14 protein-coding genes are annotated in these 21,512 nt (G+C 66.2%); 6 read left to right on the plus strand and 8 right to left on the minus strand.

The genetic code is table 11. From position 1 onward, the window contains the following. Positions 1-28 precede the first annotated feature (28 nt). From ASE39_RS14140 to ASE39_RS14175, 8 genes are all read right to left on the minus strand, one after another. Positions 29-373, minus strand: coding sequence for a hypothetical protein (locus ASE39_RS14140; protein WP_140426786.1), 345 nt, complete (start codon positions 371-373; stop codon positions 29-31). Then, complete coding sequence (locus ASE39_RS14145) at positions 370-1,761, minus strand: diguanylate cyclase (protein WP_057271570.1); 1,392 nt, start codon at positions 1,759-1,761, stop codon at positions 370-372. Before ASE39_RS14145 ends, ASE39_RS14140 begins: the two co-directional genes overlap by 4 nt. Before the next feature lie 166 nt (positions 1,762-1,927). Next, positions 1,928-2,791, minus strand: coding sequence for an isocitrate lyase/PEP mutase family protein (locus ASE39_RS14150; protein WP_057271571.1), 864 nt, complete (start codon positions 2,789-2,791; stop codon positions 1,928-1,930). A gap of 166 nt (positions 2,792-2,957) precedes the next feature. Further along, positions 2,958-4,142, minus strand: a complete 1,185-nt coding sequence (gene prpF / locus ASE39_RS14155; RefSeq protein ID WP_057271572.1) for a 2-methylaconitate cis-trans isomerase PrpF — start codon at positions 4,140-4,142, stop codon at positions 2,958-2,960. 51 nt (positions 4,143-4,193) lie between these two features. After that, entirely contained in the window at positions 4,194-4,766 is a 573-nt protein-coding gene (locus tag ASE39_RS14160; protein ID WP_082615447.1) for a hypothetical protein, read from the minus strand. Continuing rightward, positions 4,723-7,392, minus strand: a complete 2,670-nt coding sequence (gene acnD / locus ASE39_RS14165; RefSeq protein ID WP_057271574.1) for a Fe/S-dependent 2-methylisocitrate dehydratase AcnD — start codon at positions 7,390-7,392, stop codon at positions 4,723-4,725. The genes ASE39_RS14160 and acnD overlap by 44 nt, the downstream gene beginning before the upstream one ends. Before the next feature lie 33 nt (positions 7,393-7,425). Next, positions 7,426-8,583 carry a 2-methylcitrate synthase gene (gene prpC / locus ASE39_RS14170; RefSeq protein WP_057271575.1) on the minus strand — a complete coding sequence of 386 codons (1,158 nt, stop codon included), beginning with the start codon at positions 8,581-8,583 and terminating at the stop codon, positions 7,426-7,428. Next, a complete protein-coding gene (locus tag ASE39_RS14175; RefSeq protein ID WP_057271576.1) occupies positions 8,580-8,975 on the minus strand; it encodes a hotdog domain-containing protein in 396 nt (131 codons plus the stop codon). The genes prpC and ASE39_RS14175 overlap by 4 nt, the downstream gene beginning before the upstream one ends. Positions 8,976-9,109: 134 nt before the next feature. Here ASE39_RS14175 and ASE39_RS14180 point away from each other — a divergent pair, with 134 nt between their 5' ends. The 6 genes from ASE39_RS14180 (at position 9,110) to ligA (ending at position 21,510) form a co-directional block, all read left to right on the plus strand. Next, positions 9,110-10,594 carry a short-chain fatty acyl-CoA regulator family protein gene (locus ASE39_RS14180; protein WP_057271829.1) on the plus strand — a complete coding sequence of 495 codons (1,485 nt, stop codon included), beginning with the start codon at positions 9,110-9,112 and terminating at the stop codon, positions 10,592-10,594. Between the two features lie 249 nt (positions 10,595-10,843). Next, positions 10,844-14,008 carry an EAL domain-containing protein gene (locus ASE39_RS14185; protein ID WP_057271577.1) on the plus strand — a complete coding sequence of 1,055 codons (3,165 nt, stop codon included), beginning with the start codon at positions 10,844-10,846 and terminating at the stop codon, positions 14,006-14,008. A gap of 286 nt (positions 14,009-14,294) precedes the next feature. Then, complete coding sequence (gene smc / locus ASE39_RS14190; RefSeq protein ID WP_057271578.1) at positions 14,295-17,819, plus strand: chromosome segregation protein SMC; 3,525 nt, start codon at positions 14,295-14,297, stop codon at positions 17,817-17,819. Positions 17,820-17,835: 16 nt separating this feature from the next. Then, on the plus strand, positions 17,836-18,954 hold the full coding sequence (locus tag ASE39_RS14195; RefSeq protein ID WP_057271579.1) for a hypothetical protein: 1,119 nt from the start codon (positions 17,836-17,838) through the stop codon (positions 18,952-18,954). Between the two features lie 8 nt (positions 18,955-18,962). After that, entirely contained in the window at positions 18,963-19,430 is a 468-nt protein-coding gene (locus ASE39_RS14200; protein WP_010458940.1) for a GNAT family N-acetyltransferase, read from the plus strand. Next, the gene (gene ligA, locus ASE39_RS14205; protein ID WP_057271580.1) at positions 19,423-21,510 is read left to right on the plus strand and encodes an NAD-dependent DNA ligase LigA; all 2,088 of its coding nucleotides are present in this window, start codon (positions 19,423-19,425) and stop codon (positions 21,508-21,510) included. The genes ASE39_RS14200 and ligA overlap by 8 nt, the downstream gene beginning before the upstream one ends. Positions 21,511-21,512 lie beyond the last annotated feature (2 nt).

Below are 21,512 nucleotides of genomic sequence, written 5' to 3' on the forward strand. Positions count from 1 at the left end.
GGATGGAATGGGATGGAGCACTGAGGGGTCAGGAAAGGCGCTTGCCAGGGCAATTTTTTGCGGGAGCGAACAGGGTGCGCGCCCTGCGCAGGCCAACGTGCAGGAACACAGCCAGCACGATCAACCCCCAGATGGTCCCATAACACCAGCTGGCCGGGCCATGGCGGCCCATGCTCTCCAGGCCCGTCGTGGTTTCCAGCCAGGACCAGAAAGGGTGCAGCAGCACCGTCACCATGAACGCCAACGGCAAGGCCAGCGCAGTGACGCCCAGGCTGGTGGCCAGCATGCGCAGCCCGTGCCCGCGTGGTGTGGTGCTTTGCGGGGGCGTTTGTAGGGGGGAGGTGTGAATAGCTGGGGCTGCGGGTTGCGTCATGGTGGCAGTCCGCCCTGGGGCGAAGCCACCCGCACCTGGTTGCCACCGTTTTTCTTGGACAGGTACATCGCCTCGTCCGCATGCCCCAGCAGGTGGTGTTCCTCGCCCCCATGCTCAGGGTAGATGGACACGCCGATGCTGGGCTGAATGGTCAGGTGGATGCCTTCCAGGTCAAAGGGCTGGCCAAAGGCAGCCAGGATCTTCTCGGCGGCGGCCGCAGCGTGCTCACGGGCATGGCCGCTTTCGAGCAGCACCACAAATTCGTCGCCGCCCAGGCGAGCCACGGTGTCGGAGCCGCGCACGCATTCCAGCAGCCGCTGGGCCACACGCTGCAGCAGCAGGTCGCCCATGGCATGGCCCAGCGTGTCGTTGACTTGCTTGAATCTGTCCAGGTCGAGGAAGAGCAAGGACAACAGGCTTTGATCGCGCCGCGCGCGGGCCAGCGCCGTCTTGAGGCGGTCCAGAAACAGCTGGCGGTTGGGCAGGTGCGTGAGCTGGTCGTACTGCGCCATGTGCTCCAGGCGCTCGTGCATCTGCTTGCGCTCGATGGCGGCTGCGACCTGGGTGGAGACAAACTGCAGCAGTTCCTTGTCTTTTTCGGTGTAGCGGCCCTGCTCGTTGTAGCTTTGCAGCACCAGCGCACCAATGGCACCTTTCTGCGTTTGCAACGGCACGCCCAGCCAGTACAGCGGCGCGCGTTCGTGTGGCAGCTGCTGATGGAGCAGCGCCTCCAGGGTTCCGGCGTTGTCGGAGGGCGGGGGGGTGTCGGGGGTCAGCAGCAGGGTGCGGCCGCTGCGGATCACCTCGGCACACAGCGCATCCTGCACCAGGGTCGTCGGCGTGGGGGCGGGCCCCGGTTCGTTGACGTGGTACGGAAAACTCAACGAATCATTGCAGGCGTCGTAGAGCGCGACCGCGAAGTCGGTGGCAGGCAAAAGCCGTCCGATGATCTGGTGGATGTGCTGGAACAGTGCCTGAAGATTCTGGGTGGTGTGGGCAGCCTCGGAAATCGCATAGATCACCGCCTGCATGGACTCGGTGAACTTGCGCTCGGTGATGTCGTGCGCCACGGCCAGCCGCAGCTGCTTGTCGGGCAGCCAGCGCGCTGTCCAGCGAATGTGGGCGATGGAGCCGTCCTTGCGCACATAGCGGTTTTCAAACTGCAGCTGCAGGTGGCCTTCCATCACGCGCTGTGCCTGGCGCTGGGTGATCGCCAGATCTTCGGGGTGCACCATGTCGAGCATGCGCTTGCCGATGACTTCCTGGGGCGCGTAGCCAAAGATGCGCTCGAACGCCGGGCTCACAAACTCAATGGTGCTGTCCACATGGACGACGCAGACCGCGTCGAGCAGCAGGTCCACCACGTTCTGGGAAGGAATGCTTTGCATGGGGGGTAGCGCGCACAAGGTGCTGGGAAGACCCATTGTGCCGTGTGCTCCGTTCTTGTGCGGCACGGATGCAGGCCGCAATCCAAGGGCTATCCCGGAGAGATATGCTGATTGCTATGTAATTGATAGCTATTGGCGCTTGCGGTTAATGCGCTGGTGGCATTTTTTATCTGTATTTTTCTTCCAGCCCGTCCCAGGCGCTCTTGCGCACCAGCCGCTGGCGCTCCGCGAACGGCGCCACCAGGGCCGGGTCCTCATCGATGCGTTGGGTGTCGCGCAGCACGGTCAGTGCCTTCTGCATGCCAGCCACCGCGCCCTGCAGCGCCGCGTTGGCGTACAGCACCAGGCCATAGCCCAGCCCCGCCAGTTCTTCGGCACTGGTGATGGGCGTCTTGCCGCCGATCACCATATTCATCAGTTGCGGCGCCGCCAGCCGCTGGGGCAGGGCGCGGATCTCTTGCAGCGAGGTGACGGCCTCGACAAACAGGATGTCGGCGCCCGCCTCCTGAAAGCGCTGGGCGCGCTCCACGGCGGCCTCGAAACCCTGCGTTGCGCAGGCATCCGTGCGCGCCAGGATGAGAGTGTCCGGGTCGCGGCGCGCATCCACGGCGGCCTTGATCTTGCCCAGCATCTCGTTGGTGCTGATCACTTCCTTGCCATTGAAATGCCCGCAGCGTTTGGGGCTGACCTGGTCTTCGAGCTGGATGCAGTCGGCCCCGGCGCGCTCCAGCGTGCGCACGGCGTGGTAGGTATTGAGGGCGTTGCCAAAGCCGGTGTCGGCGTCCACGATGAGCGGCAACTCCACGGCGTCGCGGATGCGGGCCGTGTGGTCTGCAATGTCGGTCAGGCCCATGAAGGCCTGGTCGGGCAGACCGAACCACATGTTGGTGACGCCTGCGCCGGTGATGTAAATCGCTTCAAAGCCCAGGTCGGCCACCACGCGGGCGGAGAGGGCGTTGAACGCGCCAGGCACGATGACGCCCCGGCGGGCGTGGGCCAGGGCTTTGAGTTGTTGTCTGCTGGTTTGCATGGCGTTTCCTTGTGGTTTGATGCACTGAGCGGGTGTGGCTCGTGTTGCTGAAACTGGCGCGGCCCAAGCCAGCGGGCGCCGCGCAAGGGCCGCCCCGCCGCGCTGGCGCCGTCCCCCTTCCCGCATCGCGCAGCGAGGCGAGAGAAGGGGGAAGCGGCGCAGCCGCTCAGGGGGATGGCACTCTGATCCAGCCTTCCATGAGGATGCGGGCGCTGCGGCTCATGAGGGCTTTGGTGACTTGCCAATCGCCAGCGTCGTTCTGCCGGGCCTCGGCCCCCACGCGCAAGGTGCCCGAGGGGTGGCCAAACCGCACGCTGCTTCGCACGCCACCGCCCGCCGCCAGGTTGACCAGCGTGCCTGGTATGGCAGCGGCAGTGCCAATGGCCACAGCTGCCGTGCCCATCATCGCGTGGTGCAGCTTGCCCATGGAGAGAGCGCGCACCAGCAGGTCGATGTCTTGCGCCTCGATGCGTTTGCCGCTGGAGGCGGTGTAGCCAGTCGGGGGTGCCACAAAGGCGATCTTGGGGGTGTGCTGGCGGGTGGCGGCTTCGCCCAGGTTCTGGATCAGGCCCATGCGCAGGGCTCCGTGGGCGCGGATGGCTTCAAAGCGTGCAAGCGCCACCTTGTCCTCGTTGAGGTCGCCTTGCAGTTCGGTGCCTGCGTAGCCAGTGTCCTGGGCATTCAGGAAGATGGTAGGGATGCCCGCATGGATCAGCGTGGCGGCAAAACTGCCTACGCCGGGAACCTCCAGCGTATCCACCACGTTGCCGGTCGGGAACATCGATCCGCCCGCGTCTCCTTCGTCGGCAGGGTCGAGGAACTCCAGCGCCACCTCGGCAGCTGCAAAGGTCACGCCGTCCAGCTCAAAGTCGCCCGTCTCCTGCACCTGCCCGTGGGTGATCGGCACGTGCGCCACGATGGTCTTGCCAATGTTGGCCTGCCAAATCCGCACGGTGAGGTTGCCATTCAGCGGAATGCGTGCGGCATCGATCAGCCCCATGTGGATGGCGCACGGCCCCACGGCGGCCGAGAGGTTGCCGCAATTGCCGCTCCAGTCCACAAAGGGCTTGTCGATGGACACCTGGCCGAAAAGGTAGTCCACGTCATGGCCTGGGCGTGTGCTGCGGCTCAGGATCACGGCCTTGCTGGTGCTCGACGAGGCATTGCCCATTCCGTCGATTTGCTTGCCATACGGGTCCGGGCTGCCCAGCACGCGCAGCAGCAAGGCGTCGCGGGCGGGGCCGGGTTGTTGGGCGGGGGCGGGCAGGTCCTGCAGTTGGAAGAACACGCCTTTGCTGGTGCCGCCACGCAGGTAGGTGGCCGGGACTCGAATTTGAGGAGATGGGAACATTGGGGGAAAGAAGGAGCAGGCCGGTGCAGCCGGATGGTGGGTGACGGCGATTCAAAACAGCCGCAGTTGTGTGTTGGAGGGATCTGGCGGTACGGGCTGCAATGGCCAACGGCCAATGGTTTCGTAGCTGTAGCTTTTGCCGTTGCCGCCCACGACCAGCAGAAGTTCATCGAGGGTCCAGGCAATCGGGTCCATCCGGGTGGGGCCCAGGCGGGTTGGCGCCCAGTAGCTGATCGTGCTGTGTGGTGTGTGGCCCGTTTCCGTTGCCAGTCCTTCTTCGTACAACGCTTGTCGGACGGCAACAAGCAAAGCATCGAAGCAGTGCGGCCTTCCACGAGCCCTAAAGGACCAGTGGATTGTGTTTTTGCCCTGTTCTTTGTGCACCCCGTCGCGGATCCGGTTGAGCACCAGCGTGCAGGCCTGCGCCCTCACGCGTGCGCCCACGCGCAGCATTTTCTGGCGCACCTCCGGGGTGTCCCCATAACGGTCTGACAGGGTCTGGTGCCAGTTGTCCTGGGGGGACAGGGTGCTGCTGTCCAGCCCATTGAGTGCAACGGTCCTCCACATCGCTGCGGCCACTTCAGGCGATGGCTTGGCCACGAAGATCAATCGGGGGCCTTTCATGGCCTGTGCCTCGCTCCACATGGCTGGCGGCCAGGAAGTCCTGCGCAAAGCGCTGCAGGACGCCACCGGCTTCGTAGATGGAAACCTCTTCGGCCGTATCCAGGCGGCAAGTCACAGGTACTTTGGCGCATCCCCCATTTTGACGGCGGATGACCAGCGTGAGGCAGGCGCATGGCGCGCGGTGGCCTTCCACGTCGTAGGTCTCCGTCCCATCCAGCCCCAGCGTGGTTCGGTTGACCCCCGCCTCAAACTCCAGCGGCAACACCCCCATGCCAATCAGGTTGGTGCGGTGGATGCGCTCGAAGCCCTCGGCCACCACCACCTCCACCCCCGCCAGCCGGACGCCCTTGGCGGCCCAGTCGCGGCTGGACCCCTGGCCGTAGTCGGCACCGGCAATGATGATGAGCGGCTGGCGGCGGTTCAGATAGGTTTCCATGGCCTCCCACATGCGCATGACCCGGCCTTCGGGCTCCACGCGGGCGAGCGATCCCTTTTTCACTTTGCCATCCACCACGGCCATCTCGTTGACGAGCTGCGGGTTGGCAAACGTGGCGCGCATGGCGGTGAGGTGGTCACCCCGGTGCGTGGCGTAGGAGTTGAAGTCCTCCTCGGGCACGCCCATGTGGGCCAGGTATTCGCCCGCTGCGCTGTCCGGCAGGATGGCGTTCGATGGCGACAGGTGGTCGGTGGTGATGTTGTCGGGCAGGATGGCCAGCGGACGCATGCCTTTCAACGTGCGCGGGTGGGCGGCGAGTGCACCGATGCCCTCGGTGTCCCAGTAGGGCGGGCGGCGGATGTAGGTGGACTGCGGGCGCCACTCGTACTGTGGCGACGCGCGCTGGCCATCGTCGTGTCGGATGGCGAACATGGGTTCGTACACGGCGCGGTACTGCGCGGGCTTCACGGCAGTTTTCACCACGGCGTCGATTTCTGCGTCGCTGGGCCACAGGTCTTTGAGGCGAATCGCCTGGCCGTCTACCATCGCCAGCACGTCCTTTTCGATGTCAAAACGCACCGTGCCCGCAATCGCATAGGCCACGACCAGCGGGGGCGAGGCCAGGAAGGCCTGCTTGGCATAGGGGTGGATGCGCCCGTCGAAATTGCGGTTGCCCGAGAGTACGGCCGTGGCGTAGAGGTCGCGGTCGATGATCTCCTGCTGAATGGCAGGGTCCAGCGCGCCACTCATCCCGTTGCAGGTGGTGCAGGCAAAGGCCACGATGCCAAAGCCGAGCTTTTCCAGGTCGGCCAGCAAACCCGCTTCCTTCAAATACAGCTCCACCGCCTTGGAGCCGGGCGCCAGCGAGGTCTTGACCCAGGGCTTGCGCGTGAGGCCCAGCCGGTTGGCGTTGCGCGCCAGCAGCGCTGCGGCGATCACGTTGCGCGGATTGCTGGTGTTGGTGCAGCTGGTGATGGCGGCAATGACCACGGCGCCATCGGGCATCGTGCCGTCCTGTGGTGCGGGCATGGCCCAGGGGCCTGCGATGCCTTGGGCCGCCAGGTCGGACGTGGCCACGCGCGCATGCGGGTTGGAGGGGCCGGCCAGGTTGCGCACCACGCTTGACAGATCGAACACCAGGTTGCGCGCGTAGACCGCGTCTTTGAGGGTGTCGGACCACAATCCCGCTGCCTTGGCGTAGGTCGCGACCAGCTTCACTTGTTCCGCCTCGCGGCCCGTCAGCGTCAGATACTCCAGCGTCTGTTCGTCGATGCTGAACAGGGCCGCCGTGGCGCCGTATTCGGGCGCCATGTTCGAGATGGTGGCGCGGTCGCCAATCGTGAGCTTGGCTGCGCCTTCGCCAAAGAACTCCAGGTAGGCGCCCACCACCTTGGCCTTGCGCAGAAACTCGGTGAGCGCCAGCACCACGTCGGTGGCTGTGATGCCGTCCTGGCGATGGCCGGTCAGCTCCACGCCCACGATCTCGGGCAACCGCATCATCGATGCACGCCCCAACATCACGTTCTCGGCCTCCAGACCGCCCACGCCGATGGCGATCACGCCCAGTGCGTCCACATGCGGTGTGTGGCTGTCGGTGCCTACGCAGGTGTCGGGGTAGGCCACGCCACGCTCGGCATGGACCACGGGCGACATCTTTTCCAGATTGATCTGGTGCATGATCCCGTTCCCCGCCGGGATCACATCCACATTGGCAAAGGCTTTTTTGGTCCACTCGATGAAGTGGAAGCGGTCTTCGTTGCGGCGGTCTTCGATGGCGCGGTTCTTGGCGAAGGCATCGGGGTCGAACCCGCCACACTCCACGGCCAGCGAGTGGTCCACGATGAGCTGCACTGGCACCACGGGGTTCACCTGGGCCGGGTCGCCACCCTCCTTGGCAATCGCATCGCGCAGGCCCGCCAGGTCCACCAGGGCCGTCTGACCCAGGATGTCGTGGCACACCACGCGTGCCGGGTACCAGGGGAAGTCGCGGTCGCGTTTGCGCTCGATAAGCTGGTACAGGCAGTCGTTGATGGTGGCCGGATCGGCGCGGCGCACGATGTTTTCGGCGTGGACTCGGGCGGTGTAGGGTAGGGTGACCCAGGCGCCCGGTTGCAGAGATTCGACAGCCTCGCGGGCATCAAAGTAGTCGAGCTGCGTGCCGGGCAGCTTCTTGCGATACAGAGTGTTCATGAGCGTGGGGCAGGAGGCTTCGGCCGTTTGGTTTTACTTGCGGTCCTGGATCGGCACGAACGCCAGGTCTTCGGGCCCCGTGTAGTTCGCACTCGGCCGGATGATCTTGTTGTCCTGCCGCTGTTCGATGATGTGTGCCGCCCAGCCGCTGGTGCGTGCGATGACGAACAGCGGAGTGAACATGGTGGTGGGCACACCCATCATGTGGTAGCTCACGGCGCTGAACCAGTCGAGGTTGGGGAACATTTTTTTCACCTCCCACATCACGGTCTCCAGCCGTTCGGCAATGTCATACATCTTGGTGCTACCGGCCTTTTCCGACAAACCGCGCGCCACGCCCTTGATGACGACATTGCGTGGGTCGCTCACGGTGTAGACCGGGTGACCAAAACCAATGACCACCTCCTTGGCCTCCACGCGGCGGCGGATGTCGGCCTCGGCTTCGTCCGGGCTGTCGTAGCGCTTCTGAATCTCGAAAGCTACCTCGTTCGCGCCGCCATGCTTGGGGCCCCGCAGCGCGCCGATGGCGCCGGTGATGGCCGAATACATGTCGCTGCCTGTGCCGGCCACCACGCGGGCGGTGAAGGTGCTGGCGTTGAACTCGTGCTCGGCATACAGGTTGAGCGAAGTGTGCATGGCACGCTCCCAGGCAGCGCTGGGTTTGGATCCGTGCAGCAGGTGCAAGAAGTGCGCACCGATGGAGTCGTCATCCGTCTCCACCTCGATGCGACGGCCCGAACTGGCCCAGTGGTGCCAGTAGAGCAGCATGGAGCCCAGTGATGCCATGAGCCGGTCGGCAATGTCGCGCGCTCCGGGCAGGTTGTGGTCGTCCTTTTCAGGCAGCGCACAGCCCAGGGCCGAGACGCCCGTGCGCATCACGTCCATGGGGTGGCTGGCGGCGGGCAGTTGCTCCAGCGCCTGCTTCACACTCATCGGCAGGCCGCGCAGGGCCTTGAGCTTGGCCTTGTAGGCGCGCAGTTCGGCGCGCGTGGGCAGCTTGCCATGCACCAGCAGGTGGGCGATTTCTTCGAATTCGCAGACCTCGGCAATGTCGAGGATGTCGTAGCCCCGGTAGTGCAGGTCGTTGCCCGTGCGGCCTACGGTGCACAGGGCGGTGTTGCCCGCCGTCACGCCCGAGAGCGCGACGGACTTCTTGGGCTTGAAGCCCGGGGTTTCAACGGTGGTGGTCATGCGGTCTCCTGGTTTACATATGTGTTGGTGATGGCAGCGGGGCGGCCTTTGCCATCCACCGCCACCATTTCAAAAATCCCCTTCAGCACCTCTTCTGGGGGCGAGCCCAGCGTGGCGGCCAGACCGGTCACGCACACGGTGAGCGAGCTGCGGCCGACGCGGGTGACCCAGGCACGCAGCGTGAGCACATGGCCCACGGGCACGGGGGCCAGAAAACGCACGTCGGTCACGCCCGCCATCACCACATCGCGCTGTGCGGCGCCGCGCGCTGCCAGAAACGCCGCCTTGGCCATGAGCTGCAGGGCGTTGCCGCCAAACAGCGTGCCGTAGTGGTTGGCTTCGGCGGGGAAGACGATTTCCGTCAGCTCGACGGTGCCAGTGGGGGTTGTCATGCTTCGCAATTTACGCACAATGGCATCCCTCTGTAAGTCCTGAATTGGCGAATGATTGCGAATGCAAAATCGTCAATTTGCAAATATTGCGAATGATGGTGAAGGTGCTACCAAGCGCCACTGAGAAAGATGGAATGAAAAAAACCTTCATGGGCGTGCGCCTGCGCCGCCTGCGCGAAGAGCGCGGCATGACCCAGATTGCGCTGGCGCGGGCGCTGGACCTGTCCGCCAGCTACCTCAACCAGCTGGAGCAGAACCAGCGCCCGCTCACGGTGCCTGTGCTGCTCAAGATCAATGCTGTGTTCGGCGTGGACGTGCAGCGCTTTTCGGATGACGACGAGGCGCGCCTCATCACCGGCCTGCGCGAGGTGCTGGCGGACCTGCCTGCGGGCCTCGCCGGAGACGGCGCTGGCGATGCCGTGTCCCTGGCCGAGATCCGCGAGCTGGCCGCCGGCATGCCCGCCGTGGCGCGCACGCTGCTGGCACTGCACCAGCGGCACCGCCAGGCGCTGGAACGGCTGGAGGCGCTGGGCAGCCTCAACAAGCAATGGGGCCTGGGGGATGACCGCAGTGGGGTGGCCCCGCTGCCCAGCCATCCGCCCATGGCCTATGAAGAGGTGCGCGACTTCTTCTTTGCGCGCCAGAACCACATTGCCGAGCTGGACGACGCGGCCGAACGATGCGCCGCCGAGTGGGGACTGCTGCTCGGCCGTGCAGACGAAGCACTGGCCCAACGCCTGCTCGTGGCCCACGGAGTGCGTGTGGTGGACGTGGCCGACCTGCCTGGCCAGGCGCAGCGCGTGTTCCAGGCCGAGGCCGGGCTGCTGCAGCTGGCGGCGGGGTTGGAGCGCGGGCAGCGCGCGTTTCAGATGGCGACGCAGCTGGCGTTTCTGGAGCAGGGCGCCGAGCTGCAGCGCTTGGCCGACAGCGCCGGGTTGTCCAGCGACCAGGCCCGGGCGCTGGCACGCATTGGCCTGGCCAACTACTTTGCGGGGGCGCTGGTGCTGCCCTACACGGCCTTTTTGCGGGCGGCCGAAGCGGCGCACTACGACATCGACCGGCTGGGCCACCAGTTTGGCGTGGGTTTCGAGACGGTGTGCCACCGCTTGTCCACCTTGCAGCGGCCCAGCGCGCGCGGCGTGCCGTTCTTCTTCATCCGCGTGGACCGCGCGGGCAACATCAGCAAGCGGCAGTCGGCCACACACTTTCACTTCAGCAAGATCGGAGGCACCTGCCCGCTGTGGAACGTGTACGAGGCTTTTGCCCAGCCTGGCCGCACCGTGCCGCAGGTGGCGCGCATGCCCGATGGCCGCGCCTACCTGTGGGTGGCCCGCGCGGTGTCGCGCAGCGGGGGCGGGTGGGGCGTGCCCGGCAAGGAGTTCTCGGTGGCACTGGGCTGCGACATCCGGCATGCACCGCAGCTGGTGTATTCCCGTGGGCTGGACCTGGCCAACCCCGAGGCCGCCGTGCCGATTGGCATGGGCTGCAAGGTGTGCGAGCGGGACGCCTGCCCGCAGCGTGCGTTTCCGCCCATTGGGCGCGCGCTGGATGTGAACGAGAACCGCAGTCGGTTCGCGCCGTATCCGGTGGCCGTGAGCCACGCACCGAGGCCGTCTTGACCCAGACTATAAAAATCACTCATCAATTCATAGCTGAAGACGCATGGGGCTGTTGCGCTGACGGCACTTTCCACCAAATAACTGGTTGGTAACCAGTTGTTATGCCGAAGGTTGCTCCAAAGCCTGGCGGATTGCCGCTATCCTGCGTTTTGCCCGGCGCCCTGGTGCGGCCGCCGCCGCGTATACCCATAACGCCAGTACCACTGCCCAGGCTCTGTTCTGATACCGAATGCCAACCCGCCCCACGCCATGGCCCCTCTGACGCAAAACGGTCGATACCGGTACTGGATGGCCGGATTGAGCGTGGCCGTGCTCGGGGTGACGATGAGCCTCTGGCTGGCATGGCAACAGGCCGATTCCGTGGCCCAGGTCGGACGGGCGCGGTTCATGCAGGAGGCGCGCGCGTTTGCCGATGCGCTGAGCCAGCGCATCGAAGGTCATACCGAAGTCGTCAACGGCCTGCGTGGCCTGTTCACAGCCAATCCCCACCTCACGCGCCTGGAGTTTGAGCGTGCAGCCAGCGACCTGGAGGTGGGCCAGCGGTACCCCGGTGTGCGCAATCTGTCGTTCACCCGCTGGGTGCCCGGGGCCGAGCGGGCGGCCTATGAAACCCGCGTGCGCGCCGACACATCGCTGACGACCCAGGGCTACCCCAACTTTGCCATCCGGCCGCCGGGCGAGCGGGCTGAGTATTTTGTGGCGGAGTATCTGTGGCCCATGGCCGGCAACGAAAGTGTGCTGGGCCTGGACATCAGCGCCCAGCCCACCAACCTGGCCGCCATGCAGTACAGCCGGGACAGTGGCCACACGGTGGCCTCGGCACCGTTCGATTTGCTGCAGGAGGAAACCCACCGCCCCGGTTTCGTGATCCGCGTGCCGGTGTTCGATTACACGGCGGGCACACCAGAGCCGCGTTTCATCGGTGCCGTGGCATCGACCATCCGGGTGTTCGACCTGGTGCAGGCGTTGGGCAGCCAGGGGTTGCTCAATGGGATTGTGGTGTCCATGGAAGACTACGGCTCGGTCCGGGCGGGCTCCACCGACACCACGGTGCGGCCCTTGCTCGCGCAGTCTTCCGCGGCGCTGCCGGGCGCGTCGCCCTTTGTGCGCGAGTTGCAGGTGCATGACCGGCGCTGGCGCCTCACCTTCCACCCTTCGCGCTCGTTCCTGTCGCCGTCCGAGGCGCGGCTGCCCGTGCTGGTCGGCCTGGGCGGCGCCCTGGTCTCGCTGCTGCTGGCATCTACCGTGGGCCTGCTGATGCGCCAGCGCACGCTGGCCCTTGCGCGGGCCCAGGCGTCCGACGAAGCCCGGCACGAGAGCGAAGAACGCTTTCATGCCCTGTTCAACCAGGCCAGCGTGGGCGTGGCGCTGCTCGATACCTCCACCGGCCAATTTCTGCGCGCCAACCAGCGCTATTGCGACATCGTGGGCTACAGCCCCGAGGAAATGCGGGCGCTCCAGGTCCAGGCCCTCATCCACCCAGACGACCTGGAGACAGACGCGCAGCATCTGGAGCGCCTGAAGAAGGGGGATGTGCCCGAATACCGGCTGGAAAAGCGCTACCTCCACAAGAACGGGCAGGTGGTGTGGGTAGACCTCACGGTGTCGCCCATGTGGGTGCCGGGGGCCAAGCCCGACCACCACATCGCGGTGGTGCAGGACATCACGGCGCGCAAGCGCATGGAAGACACCCTGCGCAGCAACGAGCACCGGCTGCGCGGCATCCTGGAGCACCTGCCCATGGGGCTGTGCTTGGTCCAGCCCGACGGGCGCATCAGTTTTCGCAACGCGCGTTATGTCCAGATCTGTGGCTACACGGCGGAAGACGTGCCGGACGTGGAAACCTGGTGGCAGCGCGCTTACCCCGACGAAGCCGAACGCGCCGCTGTCCACGGGGCCTGGCGCAGGGCCGCGCAGCAGGCGCTGGCGGGTGACGGGGTGATAGCCGCCAGCGAATACACCATCCGCTGCGCCGATGGCACGCGGCGCCCGGTCGAGGTGTCCGGCGTGGTGGTGGAGGGCGGGCACCTTGTGACCATGCAGGACCTGAGCCAGCGCAAGGCGGCCGAGGAAGAGATCAACTACCTGGCCTACTACGACCCGCTCACCCGCCTGCCCAACCGCCGCCTGCTCATGGACCGCCTGCAGCAGGCGCTGGCCACGAGTGCCCGCCACCAGCGCAGCGGCGCCTTGCTGCTGCTGGATCTGGACAATTTCAAGACACTCAACGAAACCCGGGGCCACGACAGCGGCGACAACCTGCTGCTGCAGGTGGCGCACCGGCTGCGCAGCTGTGTGCACGAAGACGACACCGTGGCCCGCCAGGGGGGTGACGAGTTTGTGGTGGTGCTGGAAGACTTGGGCGACAACCCGGAGGACGCCGCAGCCCGCAGCGAAGAAGTCGGCCAGCGCATCCTGACTGCACTGCGGGAGCCCTACCTGCTCAATGGCGCCGCGCACCACAGCTCGCTGAGCATGGGGGTCACCATTTTCAGCGGGATGCGCGAGACGGTGGACGAGCTGCTCAAGCGGGCCGACCTGGCCCTCTACCAGGCCAAGAATGCGGGCCGTGACACCTTGCGCTTTTACGACCCCCAGATGCAGGCGGCCGTCAGCGCGCGCGCCGCGCTGGAGCTGGACATGCGCATTGGCCTGGCCCAGGGCCAGTTCGAGCTGTACTACCAGCCACAGATCGACCGGGGCCGCATCACCGGGGCCGAGGCATTGCTGCGCTGGCGCCACCCGCGCGATGGGTTTGTCTCGCCCGCACATTTCATCCCGCTGGCGGAGGAGACCGGCCTCATCCTCCCGCTGGGTGAGTGGGTGCTGCAGGCGGCCTGCGCACAGCTGGCGCGTTGGGCGCAACACCCCGACCTGGCGGTGCTGGGCATGGCCGTGAACGTGAGCCCGCGCCAGTTCCACCAGAGCGGTTTTGTGGCCCAGGTGCTGGCGGCACTGGCCAGCTCGGGGGCGCAGGGGCCCCAGCTCAAGCTGGAGATGACCGAAGGCCTGCTGCTGCAGGACGTGGAAGACACGATCGAGAAGATGGGCCAGCTCAAGGGGTATGGCGTGGGCTTCTCGCTGGACGACTTTGGCACCGGATATTCGTCGCTGGCCTATCTCAAGCGCCTGCCGCTGGACCAGCTCAAGATCGACCAGAGCTTCGTGCGCGACGTGCTGACCGACCCCAACGACGCCGCCATCGCCCGCACCGTGGTGGCGCTGGGCACCAGCCTGGGCCTGCGCGTGATTGCCGAAGGGGTGGAAACCGAGGCCCAGCGCGAGTTTCTGGAGCGCCACAACTGCCACGCCTGGCAGGGTTACCTCTTCAGCCCGCCCGTGCCGGTGGCGGAGTTCGAGGCGCTGGTGCGCAAAACCAATGGGGTGGACGCGCAAGACGCACAGGACGCGTAGCCCGGGAACCCTGCTCCAATCCGGCCCCGGGGCCTTGCTGGTACTGCGGGGAGTATCAATATTGGTAGCAATGAATCGTTGCTGGATAAGCGGCAGCCCCCATTTTTTCCAAATGTTTCCGTTGTGCCCTGGCTGTGGGGCGCTACCGTGCCGCCGAGGACCGGTGGCTGTCAGGCGGCGCGGTATCATTCCGCCCTTGTGCGACCTGCGTGTTCCGGCCCGGAACGTCCATCCGGCGCCACTTTGCATCCCTGCCTCCATCCTATTTTTGCCCGCCCCCTGACCCGTGCGTCTCACCTCGATCAAGCTTTCCGGTTTCAAGTCGTTCGCTGAACCCACCAACTTCATGCTGCCCGGGCAACTGGTGGGCGTGGTGGGGCCGAACGGCTGCGGCAAGTCCAACATCATGGACGCGGTGCGCTGGGTGCTGGGCGAGAGCAAGGCCAGCGAGCTGCGCGGCGAGTCCATGCAGGACGTGATCTTCAGCGGCACCACCACCCGCAAGCAGGCCAGCCGCGCCAGCGTGGAGTTGGTGTTCGACAACTCCGACCACCGCGCAGGCGGCCAGTGGGGCCAGTACGGCGAGGTCGCGGTGCGCCGCGTGCTCACGCGCGACGGCACCAGCAGCTACTACCTGAACAACCAGCCGGTGCGCCGCCGTGACGTGCAGGACGTCTTCCTGGGGACGGGCCTGGGGCCGCGGGCCTACGCCATCATTGGCCAGGGCACCATCAGCCGCATCATCGAATCGCGCCCCGAAGAGCTGCGCCTGTTTCTCGAAGAGGCCGCCGGTGTCTCCAAGTACAAAGAGCGCCGCCGCGAGACGGAAAACCGCCTGTCGGACACGCGCGAGAACCTCACGCGGGTCGAAGACATCCTGCGCGAGCTGAACGCCAACCTCGAAAAACTCGAAAAGCAGGCCGAGGTGGCCGCCAAATACAACACGCTGCAGGCCGACGCCACGCTCAAGCAGCACCAGCAGTGGTTTTTGAAGCGCGCCGAGGCCGAAGAGCAGCAGAACAAGGTGCGCCTGGACGGCCTGCAAGCCGTCAACGACCTTGAATCGCGCATGGCCGACCTGCGCGCCGTCGAGTCCGATCTCGAAACCATCCGGCAGGCCCACTATGCGGCGGGCGACCAAGTGAACCAGGCCCAGGGCAAGCTTTATGAAGCCACGGCCGAGGTCGGCAAGCTCGAAGCAGAGATCCGCTACGTGATCGAAGGCCGCCAGCGCGTGGAGCAGCGCTTGGTCACGCTGGCCGAGCAGATCGCCCAGTGGCAGGCCCGCAAGGAAGAGGCCGACATCGAACTCGAAAACCTGGCCGGTGCCGGTGTGGACGCCGAAGAACGCGCCGAGATGCTGGCCGCCCAGGTCGAAGAGCAGGCCATGCAGCTGCCCGACCTGGAAGAAGCCCTGCGCCAGGCCCAAAGCCGCACGGCCGAACAGCGCAGCAGCGTGGTGCAGGTGCAGCAGCAGATTGGCGTGCTGGCCGCCGAGCAGCGCAGCATCGACGAACAAAGCCGCCAGCTCGACAGCCGCTTCGAGCGCCTGCGCACCGACCGCAATGCGCTGGCCGCGCCCGATGAAGCCCGCCTGACGAACCTGCGCGAGCAGCTCGAAGAAGCGCAAGAGATCGCCGAAACCACCGAGGCCCGCCTGCACGAACTGCAGGAGTCCGTGCCCCAGCTCGACGACGACCGCCGCACCCGCCAGCAGGCCGTCAACACCGAAAGCGCCCGCCAGGCCGAGCTGTCGGCCCGCATGGAGGCGCTCAAGGCGCTACAGGAAAAGGTCAAGACCGACGGCAAGCTGCGCCCCTGGCTGGCCAAACATGGCCTCGATGGCTTGCAAGGCCTGTGGAGCCGCATCCACATCGAACCCGGCTGGGAAAACGCGCTGGAAGCTGCATTGCGCGAGCGCCTGGCCGCGCTGGAAGTAGGGCGCCTGGACATGGTGCGTGGCTTCCTCGGCTCCGGCGGCAACGACGCGCCCCCAGCTCGGCTGGCCTTCTACAGCGCCCCCGCAGCAGGCCACCCCGAAACATCGTCCCCCCACGCCCGCCTTTCGGACCTGCTGCGCCTGAACGATGCGGGCCTGCGGGCCGTGTTGGTGGACTGGCTGCAAGGCTGCTACACCGCGCCCACCCTGGACGACGCTTTGGCCCGCCGCAGCACGCTGCAGCCAGGCGAAGTGGTGTTTGTGCCCACGGGCCATGCCGTCAGCGCCCACAGCGTGAGCTTTTACGCGCAGGACTCCGAGCAGTCCGGCATGCTGGCCCGCGCGCAGGAGATCGAGCACCTCGAAAAAGAATTGCGCGCGCAGGCGCTCATCGCCGAAGAATCGCGCACCGCCCTGGTCCGCGCCGAGGCCGCGTATGCCGATGCCTCCCAGCGCTTGGTGGCCGCCCGCCGCGAAGCCACCGAAACCCAGAGCCGTGCCCACGAGCTGCAGGTCGAAACCCTGCGCCTCACGCAGTTGGCCGAACAGACCCGCGCGCGCAGCCAGCAAATCGACGGCGACCTGGCCGAAGTGGAGGCCCAGCTGGCCGACCTGCAGGAACGCCGCGTGGCGGCCGAAGCGCGTTTTGAAGAACTGGACATGCAGCTGGCCGACAGCCAGGAGCGCGAGGCGCAACTGGGCGACAAGGTCATCGAGGCTGAGCGCAAGCTCACCGCCTGCCGCGAACAGCAGCGCACGCTGGAGCGCCAGGCGCAAGAGGCCACGTTCTCCCAGCGCAGCCTGGAAGCGCGCCGCGCCGAACTCAACCGCTCCATCGAAACCGCCACGCAGCAGGCCAAGGCCCTGGCCGATGAAGAGCAGCGCGCGCGCGACGAGCTGGCCCGCCTGTCCGACGCCGCCGCGCAAGGTGGCCTGCAGGCCGCACTGGAAGTAAAGATGGAGCGCGAAAAAGCGCTCGGCGCCCAGCGCAGCGAATACGACGACCTTACGACGAAGCTGCGCGCCAGCGATGAACGCCGCATGCAGCTCGAACGCGCGCTGGACCCGCTGCGCGCGCGAATCACCGAATTCCAGCTCAAGGAACAGGCCGCGCGCCTGGGCCTGGAGCAATACACCACCTTGCTGGCCGACGCCCAGGCCGACCTCGAAGCCGTGGCCCAGTCGATCACCGACGGCAATGTGCGCGTGGGTGGCCTGCAAAGTGAAATCGACCGCCTGCACCGCGAAATTGCCGCCCTGGGCGCCGTGAACCTGGCAGCACTGGACGAACTCAAGCTCGCCAGCGAGCGCAAGATCTTCCTCGATGCGCAGACAGCCGACCTGACCGAGGCCATGAACACGTTGGAAGACGCGATCCGCAAGATCGACGGCGAAACGCGCCAGCTGCTATCGGGCACCTTCGACACCGTCAACGGCCACTTCGGGCGCATGTTCCCCGAACTGTTCGGCGGTGGCCAGGCCAAGCTCATCATCACGGGCGACGAAATCCTCGATTCCGGCGTGCAGGTGATGGCCCAGCCCCCGGGCAAGAAGAACCAGACCATCCACCTGCTGTCGGGCGGCGAGAAGGCGCTCACGGCCATCGCGCTGGTGTTCGCCATCTTCCAGCTCAACCCCGCGCCGTTCTGTCTGCTGGACGAGGTGGACGCACCGCTGGACGATGCCAACACCGAACGCTATGCCAAGCTGGTCTCCAGCATGAGCAAGGGCACGCAGTTCTTGTTCATCAGCCACAACAAGATCGCGATGGAAATGGCCGAGCAACTGATCGGCGTGACCATGCAGGAGCAGGGCGTGTCGCGCATCGTGGCCGTCGATATGGAATCGGCCCTCTCCATGGCAGACGCTTGAAACAACCCACCCAACCATGAGCACATTGCAACTGAGTCTGGCCATCATCGGCGGTCTGGTGCTGGCCCTCATCGTGGCCTACAACACCTGGACCTCTCGCCGCAATGCGCCCAAGCGCGCGCTGCCGCAAGACCCCGTGGACCCCGCCGGTGAACCGGCCCAGCGCCAGGAGCCCGGCTTCGACGCGGGGGCAACCGTGGCCATGCCGCCGGGTGAATACCACGGCCTGGACCGTGGCCCCGATCCCTCGGAGCATGCCGTGGACCCGGGCGATGCCCTGCAGCTGCCCGTGCCACCGTTCTCGCTGGAGCGCCGCCCCGGGCTCGATCCGCTCATTGATGTGATTGCATCACTGCAGCCTGAGCATGTGGTCTCGGGCGACGCTGCCCTGGCTGCGCTGCCGCCCACGCGCCGCGCAGGCAGCAAGCCGTTTGCCATCGAAGGGCTCAACGAAGCGACCCAGCAGTGGGAAACCCCTGCACCTGGCCAGCGCTACCAGAGCTTTCAGGCCGGCGTGCAACTGGCCAACCGCATGGGCGCGCTCAACGAGATCGAGTTTTCGGAGTTTGTCGTCAAGGCCCAGGCGTTTGCCGACACCGTGAACGCCGCGCCCGACTTCCCCGACATGCTGCAGGAAGTGGCCCGCGCGCGTGAGCTGGACCAGTTCGCCAGCGACCACGACGCCCAGCTCATGTTCATGCTGCGCGCCCGCCAGGCCGCGTGGAGCCCCGGATACGTGCAGCAGAACGCCGCCCGCCTCGGCTTTGTGCCCGGCGCCATGCCTGGTCGGTTGGTGTTGCCCGCCAGCGCACAGGGCCTGCCACCCCTGCTCACGCTGGGCTACGACACCCAGGCCGCGCTGGCCGAAGACCCCGACCAGTCCGCCATCCGCGACATTACCCTGAGCCTGGACGTGGCCCAGGTGCACCGCACCGAACAGCCTTTTGCGCGCCTGCGCGACGTAGGGGCCGCGCTGTGCGACGCGATGGATGGGGTGCTCTGCGACCAGAACGGCCAGCCGCTGCCCACGATGGCCATGGACCCCATTGCTGCGGACCTGGAGCTGCTGTACGACCAGCTCGACGGACGCGATCTGTCGGCGGGATCGGTGCTGGCGCGCCGGCTGTTTAGCTAGGCCTCCGCATGAGCGCAACGCTGGTACGGCTGGCGCATGAGGTCGATCACAGCGCCGTCAGGGCGCTGTACCGCGAATTGCGGCCCCAGGACCCTGTGCTGGGCGACGATGCATCGCTGGACAACTTTCGCGCCGTGCTGCAGTCCCCTACCGTGCGGCTGGTGGTGGCGCTGTGGCATGGCGAGGTCGGCGCGACCTGCATGCTGGTGCTCCTGCCCAATTTCGCCAGCGCCGGGATGCCTATTGGTGTCGTCGAGCATGTCATCACGGGCGGGCGCTTCCGACGCCAGGGACTGGCCCGGGCAGCGCTGGAGTTCGCGCTGGACGCAGCCTGGGCCCTGAACTGCTGCAAGGTTTTCCTGCTGTCGGGTGCGCAGCGCGCGGATGCCCACAGGCTCTATGAATCCGTAGGCTTCGCGGGCGGCAGGGAACTGGGGTTTGTCAAAAAGAATCCCAGCTTGGGCCACCATGACTGAACAATCAGACCTTTTTTCGGCCCCAGCGCCCGTAGATCAAGCGCAACCAGCTATCAAAATCAAAGCGCTGCGCGACCAGCTCAACCACTGGGCGCACCAGTACTACGTGCTGGACGAGCCCACCGTGCCCGATGCCGAATACGACCGCGTGTTCCGCGAACTGCAGGGGCTGGAGGCCGCGCACCCCGACCTGCTCACTCTCGATTCACCCACGCAGCGCGTGATTGGCGCGGTGATGGAGGGCCTGGCCTCGGTGCGCCACGCGGTGCCCATGCTCAGCATCCACACCGAGACCGACACCGAGGCCACGGGCGCGCAGGCGTTTGATGCCCGCGTGCGGCGCGAGCTGGGCCTGTCGGACGCCGATCCCGCCATCGAATACGTGGCCGAACCCAAGTTCGATGGCCTGGCCATGAGCCTGCGCTATGAAAACGGCCGCCTGGTGCAGGCCGCCACGCGGGGTGATGGTGAAGTGGGCGAGGACGTGACGCACAACATCCGCACCATCCGCCAGATTCCGCTGACCCTGCCCGACGGTGTGCCTTCTTTGCTCGAAGTGCGCGGCGAGGTCTACATGCGCCGCGCCGACTTCGACGCGCTGAACGAGCGCCAGCGGGAGCAGGGCGGCAAGACCTTTGTGAACCCGCGCAATGCGGCTGCGGGTGCGGTGCGCCAGCTCGACTCCAACATCACCGCCCAGCGCCCCTTGAGCTTTTTTGCATATGGCCTGGGCGCCATCACGCCGCCCGGCGAGGGTGGGCCGGTGTTCCGCACGCACTACGAGATGCTGTTGACCCTCAAATCATGGGGTTTTCCGGTCGCGGCGCAGGTGCAGATTGCGACAGGCGCTACGGAATTGGTAGCGTTTCACCAGCAGGTGGGCGCCAGCCGCGATGCGTTGCCCTACGACATTGACGGTGTGGTCTACAAGGTCAACTCGCTGCAGCTGCAGCGCGACCTGGGTTTCAAGACCCGCGAGCCGCGCTGGGCCGTGGCGCACAAGTACCCAGCACAGGAGATGGCCACGAAGATCGAAGGCATCGATGTGCAGGTGGGCCGCACCGGCAAGATCACGCCGGTCGCGCGCCTCGCGCCCGTGTTTGTAGGGGGCGTCACCGTTACCAATGCTACGTTGCACAACCTGTTCGAGATCCGCAAGAAGGGTGTGCGCGTGGGCGACACCGTCATCGTGCGCCGTGCGGGCGATGTGATCCCCGAGGTGGTGGGCGTGATGCCTGGCAACCGCATGGGCTATGTGTCCAACTTCCAGATGCCCAAGGCCTGCCCGGTGTGTGGCAGCGACGTGGTGCGCGAAAAAGGCGAGGCCAACCACCGCTGCACGGGTGGCCTGTTCTGTGCCGCACAGCGCAAGGAGGCCATCCTGCACTTTGCCGCGCGCCGCGCCATGGACATCGAGGGCCTCGGCGACAAGCTGGTGGACCAGCTGGTGGACGCCAACGTGATCCGTACGCTGCCCGACCTGTACCGGCTGGGCCTGACCTCCCTCATCGCGCTGGAGCGCATGGCCGAAAAATCGGCCCAGAACGTGCTGGCGGCGCTTGAAAAATCCAAGCAGACCACCTTGCCACGTTTTCTGTTCGGCCTGGGGCTGCGCCATGTGGGCGAGGCCACGGCCAAGGACCTCGCACGGCACTTTGGTACGCTGGACGCCATCATGGATGCGAGCGTGGAGCAGTTGCTGGAGGTGAACGATGTGGGCCCCGTGGTGGCACAGAGCCTGCACACCTTCTTCCAGCAGCCGCACAACCGCGAGGTGGTCGAGCAACTGCGCGCCTGCGGCGTGACCTGGCCCGAAGGCCCTGTGGCCGAACGCGCCCCGCAGATCCTCGCGGGCAAGACCGTGGTGCTGACCGGCACCCTGCCGACCCTGAGCCGCGACGCGGCCAAGGACATGCTGGAAGCCGCTGGCGCCAAGGTGGCCGGTTCGGTCAGCAAGAAGACCAGCTATGTGGTGGCGGGCGAAGAAGCCGGCAGCAAGCTGGCCAAAGCCGAAGAGCTCGGCGTGCCCGTGCTGGACGAAGCCGGCATGCTGGCATTGCTGTCGGGCACGGGCGCCTGAGG

The sequence above is a fragment of the Acidovorax sp. Root267 genome (genome assembly GCF_001429215.1).
Classification (GTDB): Bacteria; Pseudomonadota; Gammaproteobacteria; order Burkholderiales; family Burkholderiaceae_C; genus Acidovorax; species Acidovorax radicis.

Coding starts and splice junctions, on each gene's coding strand:
- ASE39_RS14150 (WP_057271571.1), bottom strand. CDS start 2,791: ATGCAAACCAGCAGACAACAACTCAAAGCCCTGGCCCACGCCCGCCGG.
- ASE39_RS14145 (WP_057271570.1), bottom strand. CDS start 1,761: ATGCAAAGCATTCCTTCCCAGAACGTGGTGGACCTGCTGCTCGACGCG.
- ASE39_RS14195 (WP_057271579.1), top strand. CDS start 17,836: ATGAGCACATTGCAACTGAGTCTGGCCATCATCGGCGGTCTGGTGCTG.
- ligA (WP_057271580.1), top strand. CDS start 19,423: ATGACTGAACAATCAGACCTTTTTTCGGCCCCAGCGCCCGTAGATCAA.
- ASE39_RS14180 (WP_057271829.1), top strand. CDS start 9,110: ATGAAAAAAACCTTCATGGGCGTGCGCCTGCGCCGCCTGCGCGAAGAG.
- ASE39_RS14140 (WP_140426786.1), bottom strand. CDS start 373: ATGACGCAACCCGCAGCCCCAGCTATTCACACCTCCCCCCTACAAACG.
- ASE39_RS14175 (WP_057271576.1), bottom strand. CDS start 8,975: ATGACAACCCCCACTGGCACCGTCGAGCTGACGGAAATCGTCTTCCCC.
- ASE39_RS14160 (WP_082615447.1), bottom strand. CDS start 4,766: ATGAAAGGCCCCCGATTGATCTTCGTGGCCAAGCCATCGCCTGAAGTG.
- ASE39_RS14185 (WP_057271577.1), top strand. CDS start 10,844: ATGGCCCCTCTGACGCAAAACGGTCGATACCGGTACTGGATGGCCGGA.
- acnD (WP_057271574.1), bottom strand. CDS start 7,392: ATGAACACTCTGTATCGCAAGAAGCTGCCCGGCACGCAGCTCGACTAC.
- prpC (WP_057271575.1), bottom strand. CDS start 8,583: ATGACCACCACCGTTGAAACCCCGGGCTTCAAGCCCAAGAAGTCCGTC.
- ASE39_RS14200 (WP_010458940.1), top strand. CDS start 18,963: ATGAGCGCAACGCTGGTACGGCTGGCGCATGAGGTCGATCACAGCGCC.
- prpF (WP_057271572.1), bottom strand. CDS start 4,142: ATGTTCCCATCTCCTCAAATTCGAGTCCCGGCCACCTACCTGCGTGGC.